We start from the raw sequence: 13,282 nt of genomic DNA, 5'->3' as shown, positions 1-13,282 counted from the left end.
ATGGCTGCATCATATCATTAAATCTCTTTTCGTCCCGCCTAGAAATGGATATTTGCCGGCGAAATTCCTCATCAACTTGCAACTCTGCCGATTTCAACAAGATTCGCTATTTTAAAAGACGGATGACAAAGTCAATATTGGGAAATACTCGCGGTAACCACCCCCCAAATCACCATATCACTCTCTTCGCGAATTGCAATCGGAGGATAATCGGGGTTTTCCGGCAGCAGCCAGGTTTTACCGTCACGAATCCGCAAACGTTTTACCGTCAGATCACCATCTAGGGCAGCGATTACGATCTTGCCGTCGGCCGGTGCGACACTGCGATCCACCACCAGAATATCGCCGTCGAGAATACCGGCATCGCGCATCGAATCGCCCTGCACTTTCAATAAAAAGGTCGCTTCCTGATTGCGGATCAATTTTTCGTTCAGATCCAGACGCGCCTCGACGTAATCTTCCGCCGGGCTGGGAAAACCGGCTATGACCTTAGAGGCATACAAAGGCAGACGGATCGTTGCTTCGTTGGCAGGCACAAACAGGTCTGAAAAATTTCCGATATCGGCAAACTTTCCCTGCTTGATCCAGGCTTGGATGGTCTCGGCCTGCGATTCCGGGACACGGATAACTTTGGTTTTTTCACCGAAACGCCCGGAACCACTTTTTCGTCCGGCACCGCGTCGCACTCCGCCGTGCGCACTCTTGTTTATGTTCTCAGTCATCACCGACTCCCACCCTTAAAACAGGCAAATATTATTGCATATTTTTGATTTATGTAACACAATTCAAAAAAATAGAATCCACCTCTTGCGGAGAAACTCATGCCTCTCTATGCCTTAGTCGACGGCAACTCTTTTTACGCCTCTTGCCAGATCGCCTTTCAACCATGGCTAAAACACCGTCCGGTCGTCGTGCTATCCAACAATGACGGCTGCATTGTCGCCGCCAACGATCTGGCCAAACAACTCGACCGTCACTATTTCAAGCAGCGTAATCTCGGAGCCGGCGGCTACCACGCCGCCATGCCGAACAGCATGATGTTTCAGCCGTATTATAAGGTTGCCGGTCTGCTGAAAAAACACGACACCGTCGTCTTCAGTTCAAACTACGAACTGTATGAAGATATGAGTCACCGAATGCACCGCATTACCGCCGGCTTCGCCGAACGCCAGACAATCTATTCAATCGACGAAAGCTTCCTGGACTTCGGCAATCTCACTCTCGAAGCCGCGGAACGACACGCCCGAAAACTGAGGCAGACCGTCGATCAATACCTCGGCTTACCGGTTGCAGTCGGTCTCGGGCGTTCCAAGACCGAAGCGAAACTCGCTAATCGTCTGGCAAAAAAACTGTCCTACAGCAATGGTGTTTTCAATCTCGGAAACCTGTCCGAAAAAGCACACGATGCCTTGCTGAAAACACTTGAGGTCGGTGAGATCTGGGGCGTCGGCAAGCGCATGGCCAACCGCCTCCATGAACAGAACATCCACACTGCCTACGATTTGAAACATGCCGACAGTAAAACCGTCAGACGGTTGTATTCGGTACATCTGGAACGTACCGTACAAGAGCTTAACGGACAAGCCTGCCTGCCATTTTACGATGCCCATCCCTATAAGCGACAGATCATCTCCTCACGCTCTTTCGGCCGCAACATCACGGACCTGCAGGAAATGCGCCAGGCGGTGACTTACCACGTTTGCAAGGCCGCTGAAAAGTTACGCCGCCAACAATGTCGCTGCACCAGTTTAAGCGTACACATTCGTACAGCCGACCACTCTTTCAAACCGACTTACCGCAATCAGCAGAGTATCGTCTGGATTCGGCCGAGCGACGACAGCATCGTTTTAAGCCGTTACGCTCACCAGGCACTTCGAGCCATCTGGCAAAGCGGTTTCGATTACGCCAAGGCCGGCGTGGTTTTGAGCGACATTGAGCCCTGGGGGACGGAGCAGTTCGATCTGTTCTCGCCTCCGGAAGACCTTGCCGCTGAACAAAAATCGACCAACCTTATGCAGTTGATGGATCGGATCAACCGCCACAATGGGCAAAACAGCCTGCAGCTCGGCAGCAGCGGCCTGCTAAATAATTCCTGGAAAATGAGACGCAATCTCATGTCTCCGCGCTATACTACTCAGTGGGGCGAACTATTAACTGTAAATTAATTAATACCTTAGAAGCCATTGGCATAAAATCGAATACTGATTTTTCAGCATACCCCATTCGGCTTCAGACATGGTAAAGTTCACCACTTGATTACAAACCCTTAAGATCGCCGACCGCGGGCTAAGGAATTACGGCGACCCTCTTGAAGCCAGCTCAGTATAAAGAGCATAGCGTCTAATCAAAAACGCTTGCCATGGCAGTCAAGAGGACAGAAAATTAGATATTATGAGAATTTTACTGACCGACGACGATCCGGATTTCGGACTCGCTCTGCAAACATCGTTAAAAAAGTCCGGCATGACCGTGGACTGGGTGACGAATGCCGAGCAGGCGCTGGCCGCCATTAATACGGAAAACTTTGATCTGCTACTGCTTGATCTGACCCTTCCCAAAATGGACGGCATCACGCTGTTGAAGGAACTGCGCCAAGCAGGGAACGACATTTTGATCATTATCCTGACTGCGCGGGACAGCCTACAAGACCGGATACAGGGCCTGGACCTCGGTGCCGACGATTATTTAAGCAAACCCTTTAACATTCAGGAACTGGTCAGCCGCATTCAAGCCGTCTCCCGACGCCGAGAAGGGCGCACCGTAAACGAGATTCGCTACAAAGGCCTGCAGATCGACCTGTCGCATCACTGCGTGAGCTATCAGAATCAGGACATCAAAGTCACCAAAAAAGAATTTATCCTGTTGAAAGTTCTGCTCGAACATCAAGGGCGTATCGTTTCCAAACAGCAACTGGAAGAAAAACTCTATAGCTGGCAGCATGACATCGGTAGCAACAGTATCGAAGTCCACATTCACAACCTGCGCAAGAAAATCCCGATCCGCTTTATCGAAACGATCCGCGGACTCGGCTATCGCGTCGAACCGCAATGAGTCTGGGACCATCCCTCAGCCGGCGTTTAATGATCGCAACCTTTACGGTGTTGCTCCTGAGCTACAGCGTAATCACCCTGCTTAACCACAATGTGGTCAGCAAGGAAGTGGAAGAGATCTATGACGCCGAACTCAAGCAATACGCTTATCTGGTCTCCGAAGTCGTCAAACATGCCCCCTTGAGTCTGCTCGATTCACTCAATCAAGTCCCAAAAGAACACAACCAGGAAGACTACACCGACAAGATCATTTTTCAGATACTCAACCAGAGAGGAAAAATTATCGGCGGTTCCCAGTTCGCTCCGACGACGCCTCTTATCGACAAATTCACCCCGCTTAGACAGGGCTACTACAATATCGAGTTTGAGCATGGATTATGGCGCGGCTATATGTTACCAATCGCACCGCATTACTGGTTAATCACCGCCGAACATCATAAAGTCCGTTCGGAAATTATTAATAACCTGACCCATAACCTGCTGTTTTCGCTACTGCTCGGCTTCCCGCTGATCCTGCTATTCGTTTTCGTTATTTTTCAGGCCGGTTTTTCCCCACTCAAGCGTATTACCCGCCTGATTTCCCGCAAGGACCCTTACGACCTGAAACCGATTTTACGCCACGACACGCCAAAAGAGATTCAGCCGTTTATCAATGAAATCAACCAACTGATGCAACGCATCCAAAACGCCATTCACGAAGAAAAAAGCTTCACTTCGGATGCCGCCCATGAGCTGAGAACCCCTCTGGCCGCATTGAAAATTCAGATCGATCTACTACAGAGCTGCATCAATTCTCCGGAACACCTGGCACAGATTACCGCCATCCAAAACACCGTCAAACGGACTCTGCATCTGGCCGACCAAATGCTCAATCTCTATAAGGCACAGCCTGAACTGCAACGCGAAGCCTTTAAACCGCTGCAACTGCAACACATACTGACGCAAAGCATCAACACCCTCTATCCTTTGATCAGCTATAAAAAAATCGATCTGGAAGTTGAAGGCGCCGAGCAATACGACCGGGTCTTAGGTAACGAAGTCGGTCTGTTGCAAGTCTTCGTCAACCTGCTGCACAATGCCGTTCAGTACACACCCAACGGCGGACAGATCCATATCAAACTCCAATCACAGGAAAAACACATTTACTGCTGTATCGAAGATAGCGGTGACGGCGTACCTGACGACAAAAAACCGCAGATTTTCAAACGCTTTTACCGCCAGGAACACCATCGCCAGAGAGCCGACGGCTGCGGTCTGGGCTTAACGATCGTTGCCAAAATACTTCTGGCTCATCAAGTCGACATCGAAGTTCTGGACAGCGATCTGGGCGGATTAAAAATCTGCCTGCTGTTTGAAAAACTCTCGACCTAAATTCCTTCCAATCCGACCGATTTCAAAGACTCGACCCGTTCAAGATGGCGCAACCGGCTTTTTTCCAGATCGACCACCGGTAACGGATAGTCTTTACCCAATTCAACTCCCACGGCTCGACACTCTTCCGGATATTGCCAAGGCGCGTGAATCGCCGAATTCGGCAGTGCGGCCAGCTCCGGAACCCAACGGCGGATATAATCGCCATCCGGATCAAATTGCTGGCTCTGGCGCAGAGGGTTGAAAAGACGGTAATAGGGAGCGGCATCCACTCCGCAGCCTGCAACCCACTGCCAGCCCATGGCATTATTGGCCGGGTCGGCATCCAGCAGGGTATCGTCAAACCACTGCTTGCCGATCAGCCAGTGCTGGTTGAGATTTTTCGTCAAAAACGACGCCACCACCATGCGCACCCGGTTGTGCATATAACCGGAATGCCATAACTCCCGCATTCCGGCATCGACGATGGGGATACCGGTCCGTCCTCTCTGCCAGATATGCGTACGCTGATCAACACCTTCCCATGCAAAGTCGACAAAACGCCTCTGGAACGGCATTTCTTCGGTATAAGGAAAAAACCACAACAGCAAGCGGGCAAACTCCCGCCAGGCCAATTGGCGCTGCCAGCTCAGCAGCGCTTGCAGATCATTATCCTGCGAGATCGCCCGGAATTCAAAAACCAGCATCCGACTCGGCAAGTGACCGAAATTCAAATACACCGACAAAGCGCTTGTCGCATCCTGTGCAGGGAAATCACGCTGCATTTCGTAATCCTGCAGCTTGCCATCGACAAAGGAGAGAAACTTCTGCCAGGCGGCACTTTCCCCAACCTCCCAATTAGCCATCATTTCGATCGCCCACGGCTGCCGACTCAATCGGTTTAAGGATTCGCAAGCGGTCCAATCATCGCTGGCAACCGGCAATAGCTTCTTCAGATCGGTGCGCGTTTTTTCCAGCGGAACCAACTCGTCCAACCGGGTCTGCAGGTTTCGGTAAAAAGGAGTAAATACCGCATAGGGTTCGCCCTTCTTATTTAGAACTTCCCCCGGCTCGAACCAGAACTCGGAAAAATGCGGTTCCAGCCCGACTTCCAGAGTTTCGCAGACTCTTTGCGCTTTTTGCTGCATTTCAAAGAACGGATGCCCGACCTGAAAAGAGTAATGCACCTTATGCACGGAATATTCCTGAAGCAAGCTGCGAAAATGGCTTTCGAAATCCCCTTCCAAAATCCATAGACAAGCCGATCCACGACGTTTCGTTAAGTCCCGTTGCAGCGACTCTATCGCCTGCGCCAACCAGACACTGGCAGCCTCGCCTTGGGAATAAACCGGATCGTGAAAATAAGCGACGATAACTCTATCCGCCTGAGCCAAAGCGCTTTGCAAAGCCGGCAGGTAATCGATACGAAACTCTCTTTGAATCCATACCAAAGCAGTTATCATCTTCGGGTTCCTTTTGTTATGATGAGTATCGCCCCGCCGATAACGCAAAGGAGACGATCATGGACTCGCACACTTACGACTCAATCGTTTTGGGAATGGGCTGTTTCTGGGGAGCCGAGAAACGTATGGCCGCCATTGAAGGCGTGATCGACGTCGAAAGCGGTTATGCCGGAGGCGACGACCTGCACACCGACTACCATCAGGTGCTCGATCTGGAGAAACATTTAAGAACCGGCCTGGCGGAAAAACGCAACCATGCCGAAGTTATCAAAGTTACTTTCGATCCGGAAAAAGTCTCCCTGATCGAAATATTAGCGAAATTCTGGGAAAATCATAACCCCACTCAAGGCGACCGGCAAGGCAATGATGTCGGCTCAAACTATCGCAGCGCAATCTACTACCACAGCGAGCCGCAAAAACATTTGGCCGAGCACAGCAAGGCTTGTTACCAGAAAGTTTTGCATACCGCAGGCTGGCCGGCAATCACCACTGAAATAGCTCCGCTTCGTCACTACAACCGCGCCGAAGAGTATCATCAGGACTATCTGCAAAAACACCCGCATGGCTATTGCGGCCTGGGCGGAACCGGTATCGCTTTTCCGCTAAGCGAATGTGCCGCACAACTTAATGACTAGCGCAACACTCACTCTGGCATCGCAATACAGACTCGGTTGCGCCCTTCGCGTTTAGCTTTGTACAAGGCCTGATCGGCACGACGGAAGAACGTAACCCGATCTTCCTCTTTCTGAAACTGCGCCACGCCAAAGCTGGAAGTTCTTTGCCCGACTTCGGGAAAATCGAACACTTCGATTTTACTTCGCAGGTTTTCCGCCAGAGTCTGCGCACCCTCCTGATCGGTTTGCGGACAAATAATTAAAAACTCTTCGCCGCCCCAACGCCCGACGATATCCACCTTGCGAACATTGTTGTACAGAATATGCGCGATTGCCTGGATCACCTGATCGCCGATTTCGTGCCCGAAATGATCGTTAACGTCTTTGAAGTAGTCGAGATCAAGCATAATAATCGACAAGGGCGAGTCATAACGTTCGGAACGGTCAAGTTCCCGGCTGAGTTCTTTATCCAGTTTGGCGCGATTGTTAATTCCGGTCAGTTTATCCGTTTCCGATAACGCCTTCAATTGAATCTGATCGTCGATGTTTTTGTAAAAGGCGATATAACCGATCCAGTTGTCGTACTCATCGTAATTGGGCGTAATATTGACCGAATACCAGTTGGTTCCGCCTTGAAAGTTGCGATCTTCGATTTCACAGTGATAGTCCTTCTCCTGAGAAATCGTATTCCACAACTCTTTATAGAGGTTTTGCGGCGTCAAATTCGATTTCAGTACATTGACCTTTTTACCGACCACATCTTTGACCGAACACCCGAAATTCTGGCAAAAAAACGAACTGGCAAAGGTAATGCTTGCGGTAAAGTCGATAAAGATAAACGCAATGTGCCGGTCCATAATCTGGAAGTTCCTGTGGCTGCGTTTCAATTCGACATTAAGATTGCTCTGCAAACGGTGCATACGAACCTGATTATCCACCCGCACATTCAACTCTTCCTGATAAAACGGCTTGGTAATGTAGTCGACACCACCCAATCGGAAACTTTCGACAATCGCCGCCTGGTCGGTTTTTGACGTCAAAAAGATTACCGGAATTTCGGCTGAGACAGTTTTTTTACGAAGGGCGCGAATGACTTCAAAACCATCCATATCCGGCATAACGATATCCAGCAGAATCAGATCGGGTTTCTGATGCTCGACAATTTCCAGAGCGGAATGGCCGTTTTTAGCGACTAGAATTTCATAACGATCTTGCAAAATCGTACTAACCATTCGGAGGTTAATCGGCTCGTCATCAACCACCAGAACCAGAGATTTAGACATCTAGTGCCTCCCCGACCTGCTGCAACATCTCGACAGCGGATGGATATTCAAACTGCTGAATTGCGGTCTCGAAAGCTTTTGCAGCCTTTTCATCCAGCTGATCCTCAACCATCTTACGGGCGGTTTTTACACGCTCGTCGTCAATAAAACGGTTTGCCATCAAATCGTCTTTCAAAACATTTATAAATCGAACCTTTTCATCTAAGGACCACTGTGAAGCCTGGTCATTCACCGGAACCTCTATATGAATCGATTCGTCAATCAAATTAATAGTATCGGCCAATGCCTGCAAAAATTGAGGCCAAAGCTGAAGCTGTTTCTCCTGATCATCGTTTTGATAGATCTCCGATACCAGCTCATACGCCTTCGGCAGCGATAGGTTCCCGCAGAGCCCCTTCAAGGTGTGCAGAGCATTCAAACACTCTTTATCAAAGCCGTTTTCCGTGTTGAACTTGCCGGCTTCCTCCGGCCATCCACGATAACTGTCGGCAAACTCGACCAACAATTCATAAGCCCGCAATCGACTACCGACTCTTTGAGTCAAAGAAAATAAGTCGAGATAATCTTTGCTTATCTCCTCTTCGACAATATCGCTCTGTTCCGCATGATGCTTAATCGGCGCTACGTCTACCGTTTTCAAATAGGTAGACAAGACCCCTTTCAAAGCATCCACATCCAGGGGTTTGGCAAGGTGATCGACCATACCGCATTCCTGAGTGCGTTTTTTATCTTCCTCCAGTACCGCGGCACTTAATGCGATAATCGGCACCGATTTATTCATCCGGTGGATTTTCAATGCCGCTTCGAAGCCATCCATTACCGGCATTTGCAGATCCATCAAAATCAGGTCAAACTCTTCGTTTTGCGCGACTTTAACGGCTTCCAAACCGTTAGATACTACTTTTATATCCAAGCCGAATCGTTTCAGGTTTTCTACCGCGACAACCTGATTCAATTCATTGTCTTCGGCAAGCAACACTCGACCGACGGCGACAAAATCACGCTCGCCTTCACTTAACAGACTTTCCAATAACAATCCCGAAGTAAACGGCTTGGCAAGGACTTTCTCGACGTTCACCTTGCGCTTCTCTGCATTCAGCAATAGCTCTTCCCTACCGAAGGCTGTGGTCATCAAAACATGCGGGATATCTAACCCCATATCCTGCTGAAGACGTTTCAACAGTTCAATGCCATCCATTTTCGGCATTTGCCAGTCAAGAATCAGAAAATCAAAATGCTCGCTTTCCAGTTTTTCCAATGCTTGTTGAGGATCGGAGATTTGCTCGACCTCAAGCCCCCAATTCTGCAGAATCTGCACCACAACACCGCGTTCGATGTCATTGTCATCCACCACCATAAAACGCTTGTTCTTAAGGGGTTCAAGAGCAGGGTTGCTCTGGTTGGCAGCAGCAGAGTCATAGCCCACATCGATGGTAAAGCGGAACTCACTGCCCTCACCATAGCGGCTATTCACCGAAATACTGCCGCCCATACTTTCGATCAATTGCTTGCTGATTACCAGACCCAGCCCGGTGCCGCCGTATTTGCGGGTATTGGAGCTGTCTGCTTGAACAAAAGGCTGGAACAGATTTTCGACCTGAGAAGCGGTCATACCGATCCCGGTGTCTTTGACCACAAATTCCAGACTCAGTTGACTATCGGTTTTTTCCAATAGGTGAATCTGTACCTCAATCCCGCCGTTTTCGGTAAATTTGATGGCATTGCCGACCAGATTGTTGACTATTTGCGAAAGTCTCAGAGGATCACCGACCAGGATATGCGGAATATCGGAATCAATATGGAAAATAAAATAGAGCTTTTTCTCCTGTGCCCGGTAGGAGAACAGATCCGAAGCATTCGACAAGACCTCGTTGATTTCGAAAGGCACTTTCTCCAATTCAAATTTGCCGGACTCGATTTTTGAATAATCCAGAATATCGTTAATAATCGTCAACAACGCTTTGGAAGCTTTCTGCGATTTAAGCAGATAATCCTTCTGAACCGGAGACAGGTTCGTATCCAGAGTCAGGCGCGTCAAACCGATAATACCGTTCAAAGGGGTACGGATTTCATGCGACATATTGGCGAGGAAGAGACCTTTTGCCTTATTCGCTTCCTCGGCCTTCTCCTTGGCCTCAACCAAGCTCTGTTGCATCAGCTTGGCTTCGGTAATATCTTGAACCGTCCCTTGCGACTCGACGGGTTCGCCGTGCTCATTAAAGAGATTATTTCCTCTCTCCAGAACATATTTTATCCGCCCGTCATTCATCAGCAGCCGGTGCTCGATCTGATAGAAAGTCTTATTCTGCAAAGACTCCTTAAAGGTTTTATTGACCGATTCGCGATCGTCCGGGTGAATTTTCTGCAAGAATGCTTCGTAGGAGGGCGAGAAATCTTGCGGGTCTAATTCAAAAATCCGGTAAATTTCATCCGACCACTGCAATTCGCCGTTTTCCAAATCCAGATACCAGCTGCCCATCTTGGCGATTTTCTGCGCATCGCTCAATTGGCGACGACTGGCCAGAATCTCTTCATGGGTCTTCTTATCCAGGGTAATATCCTGAGAGACCCCAAGTACTTCGGTAGGCAGGCCCTGATCATTATAGCGCACCAGATAGTAGTCATTAAAATAACGAACCTGGCCTTCATTATCGATCATCCTTAATTCGAAACTATCCTGGAACTGATGATGCTTGAGGAAAATTTCCGACAATTTTGCTTCGATCAAGCGGTGTTCTGAAGGCGGGAGAAAATGCTCCAGCAACTCATCCCAACTATACACGCCATTACTCTCGGCAAGATCGAATTTCATCATTTTCAACCACGACTCATCCACCGCGAAGTTCAGCGTTTCAATGTCAAATCTCCAGAAGCCCAAATTCGCCGCTTCGGCTGCCGTCTGCATCTGGCGGTTATAGCTGAGAATCTCTTTATCTTTCTTTTTGACGTCGGTGATATCGTGACTAACACCGTAGCAATACAGAGGTTCACCGTTTTGATAGATCACCGTATAGCTTGCCAACACGGTCATCACGCTTCCGTCAGGAAGAATCGAATCGTTCTCAACCTGCTTGGAATAATTCTCATGGTTTTTTTCCATCTCGCGGCGCAGGCCGATAATAAAGTTCTGCTGATCTTCGGGTACGGTACTCAAGAAACTTTCGAAAGACTGTTTATTGCCTCCCATCTGCTCGGCAGTGGCTCCCAATAATTCGTAATAGGTATCGTCAAAAGTGAAAACATTCTCTTTCAAATCCAGTTCCCAAAAACCGAGCTTCGCCGCTTTGGACGCCATACGAATCTGCCGGTCAAAACCAAACACCTTGGTTTGCAGCTGCTTAAAGAGCCGGTCGACAAACACCGATGCGATCAGGGCGAGCACGAATACAATCAGGGAATCAAGCAAAAACTCTTTTTCCCGACTGGCCTTCACCTCTTCAAGATAGCTGGGTTTGATCTTCAGAATTAAAGTCAGAGGATCCGACATAGGGAGATCGAAGCGCTTGGCAACGAAATCCTCGCCACGGAAAAAAGAATTTTCCAAAACGGCCTTCCAGTTGTCGGGAAAAGCCTCTTGAAAATTAAATTTCGGCTCAAGATAGCGCCCCCAGTTTTTGCTCATATCCTTGTCATACACCAAGGTATAACCTTTGGAGTCGACTAAGGTGTGCTCGAAAACCCAGGCATCTTTCAGAGAATCCAGCAGAAACTGTGCAAAATAGTTGATAATCAAAATACCGTCGAACTGGCCGTTTTTCTCCAACGGCAACATAGCCCGCACCGTCGGCCGGAACGGCACTTCGACCTCACCATGTTCGATATTCAGATCCAGTTCCGAAAACCAGACTTTATTTAGAGGTCGGTTCTTTGACTCGGAAAAATAATATCGGTGTGCCTTATTCTGTAAATCGGCCCCGTCTATCCACGCCGGGGTTTCTCCCGGAAATCTCAAGCGTTCGGTTCTCAGGCGTTCGACACCGTTTTTATCGATATAACGCAGCTGCATCATCTGCGAGTTACTGTTGATCAACGCCAAAAAGACACTTTTGATATCCGAAGACTGACCGTTCAGATAACGGTGAAAACTCGCCGAATTTTGCAAAGCCTTTAATGAATTACTACTTTCGGTAAAAAACTGCTGAAAAACGCTCTCATGCAGCAAAAGCTCGTGCTTTCCTTCATCCAGAGCCGCACTTTTGGAACGGTCGGAAAACAGCAACGTATCGACAATAAAAACCGACAGGATAATACTGAAACTGAAGGCGATAAAAACCAGAGAGACAATCGAGAGTTTTGGGGAGAAAAAGCGGCGCATAGGCAAGTATTCGTCACAATAAAGGCAATAGTTCCAGCTTACCCCAGAACCGAGAGGACATTCATATAAATTACCAATGGCTGCATCATTTTCTGCGGAATATATCGATCAACAAAATCTTCAACATCAATTACTTATATACAGAGACTCGAAGCTTTACTTATAAGCCAACTTTATGGACAAACTGCAAAACTGCTGAAAAAGTCGTGATGAAATTCACAAAGACAAACCCCCGACACCAGAAACGGATCAAACAAGGTTAACTTTAAAAGGAAAAAAAGGGAAAACAACAACCGAAAATCCAGATTAGAAACCTTGCCATAGAGCAAGAAAAAATACTCGATTCCCCTGCTCCATTCAGATATTTTCTCTACTAATGAAATTACTTAATATCTATTGAAACAAGGTAAATTTCCTTCCATCTCCATTGGAAATTCCAAACATAGAATCCGTTCTGAAAGCGGGAAGTTTTTATGGTTGATAAAGACATCATAAATTAGCGATTTCTTATGAACTGGTTATCTCAAATCATCCTATTTATAATCTTGTAACCATTTTAAAAAACCATAAGAGCTATATGGATTATGAGCCTGAAAAAAATACCCGTAAAAGACTTTGATGTGGCGGTTTTAACCAGCTCCTGGCATACGCCGGTAGCCGTGTTTTTCACCGCAAAAGGATGTGTGCCATGTGATAGCGTTCTGCAGACATTAACCGAACTTGCACCCGAGTACGAAGAACGCCTACATATTGCGGTTGTGGATGTCGAAGATCAGGAAATCGAACCTATTCTGGAACATTGTAAAGTCGAATCCATTCCGGATATTAAAATTTTTCACCAGAAACAGATCGTTGCCCAGGCCAAAGGTTTGCTGGACAAACAGCAATTTGAACGCCTGATTGAACCACATGTTCTGACGGAAGCTCAGCACCGCCTGAGCCTGTTGCAGAAACAGGTTGAGTTACTGCTGAGTTCCGAACAGTTCGACATGGCAATGGAGCTGGTCGAGGTCTTTCGACAGAAGCATCCGCGCGATGATGAAGTCATGCTGGTCGAGCTGGCAATTCTGGTTCAGATGAACAATATCCCGGCGGCATTGCAATTGATTGAACAACTTCCGGAAAATCTGCAACAGGATGAAAAATCCCAAGCGGTGAAAGGCATGATTGAAGCCATGCAAAATACCCGGCAATAGTGTCGGCAGGA

9 protein-coding genes are annotated in these 13,282 nt (G+C 48.1%); 5 read left to right on the top strand and 4 right to left on the bottom strand.

Annotation, left to right across the window (positions count from 1 at the left end):
* Positions 1 to 131: 131 nt before the first annotated feature.
* Entirely contained in the window at positions 132 to 560 is a 429-nt protein-coding gene (locus H8792_RS05475; protein WP_319558581.1) for a LexA family protein, read from the bottom strand.
* A 261-nt stretch (positions 561 to 821) separates the two neighbouring features.
* Between H8792_RS05475 and H8792_RS05470 the strand changes: the two genes are divergently transcribed.
* From H8792_RS05470 to H8792_RS05460, 3 genes are all read left to right on the top strand, one after another.
* A complete protein-coding gene (locus H8792_RS05470; protein ID WP_185977930.1) occupies positions 822 to 2,165 on the top strand; it encodes a Y-family DNA polymerase in 1,344 nt (447 codons plus the stop codon).
* A gap of 226 nt (positions 2,166 to 2,391) precedes the next feature.
* Positions 2,392 to 3,051, top strand: coding sequence for a response regulator transcription factor (locus H8792_RS05465; RefSeq protein WP_185977929.1), 660 nt, complete (start codon positions 2,392 to 2,394; stop codon positions 3,049 to 3,051).
* Complete coding sequence (locus H8792_RS05460; RefSeq protein ID WP_185977928.1) at positions 3,048 to 4,421, top strand: sensor histidine kinase; 1,374 nt, start codon at positions 3,048 to 3,050, stop codon at positions 4,419 to 4,421. Before H8792_RS05465 ends, H8792_RS05460 begins: the two co-directional genes overlap by 4 nt.
* Here H8792_RS05460 and H8792_RS05455 read toward each other — a convergent pair.
* Positions 4,418 to 5,863 carry a cryptochrome/photolyase family protein gene (locus tag H8792_RS05455; protein WP_228766963.1) on the bottom strand — a complete coding sequence of 482 codons (1,446 nt, stop codon included), beginning with the start codon at positions 5,861 to 5,863 and terminating at the stop codon, positions 4,418 to 4,420. The genes H8792_RS05460 and H8792_RS05455 overlap by 4 nt on opposite strands.
* Positions 5,864 to 5,922: 59 nt before the next feature.
* Here H8792_RS05455 and msrA point away from each other — a divergent pair, with 59 nt between their 5' ends.
* Positions 5,923 to 6,498 carry a peptide-methionine (S)-S-oxide reductase MsrA gene (gene msrA / locus H8792_RS05450; protein WP_185977927.1) on the top strand — a complete coding sequence of 192 codons (576 nt, stop codon included), beginning with the start codon at positions 5,923 to 5,925 and terminating at the stop codon, positions 6,496 to 6,498.
* An 8-nt stretch (positions 6,499 to 6,506) separates the two neighbouring features.
* Here the strand turns inward: msrA and H8792_RS05445 are convergent, their stop codons facing one another.
* The gene (locus H8792_RS05445; RefSeq protein WP_185977926.1) at positions 6,507 to 7,760 is read right to left on the bottom strand and encodes a diguanylate cyclase; all 1,254 of its coding nucleotides are present in this window, start codon (positions 7,758 to 7,760) and stop codon (positions 6,507 to 6,509) included.
* A complete protein-coding gene (locus tag H8792_RS05440; protein WP_185977925.1) occupies positions 7,753 to 12,075 on the bottom strand; it encodes a hybrid sensor histidine kinase/response regulator in 4,323 nt (1,440 codons plus the stop codon). The genes H8792_RS05445 and H8792_RS05440 overlap by 8 nt, the downstream gene beginning before the upstream one ends.
* Positions 12,076 to 12,659: 584 nt before the next feature.
* Between H8792_RS05440 and H8792_RS05435 the strand changes: the two genes are divergently transcribed.
* On the top strand, positions 12,660 to 13,271 hold the full coding sequence (locus tag H8792_RS05435) for a thioredoxin family protein (protein WP_185977924.1): 612 nt from the start codon (positions 12,660 to 12,662) through the stop codon (positions 13,269 to 13,271).
* Positions 13,272 to 13,282: the final 11 nt, after the last annotated feature.

The organism is Thiomicrorhabdus heinhorstiae, assembly GCF_013391765.2.
Taxonomy (GTDB): Bacteria; Pseudomonadota; Gammaproteobacteria; order Thiomicrospirales; family Thiomicrospiraceae; genus Thiomicrorhabdus; species Thiomicrorhabdus heinhorstiae.
The sequence above is the reverse complement of the archived record's forward strand: the minus strand, read 5'-3'. Positions and strand labels throughout refer to the sequence as shown.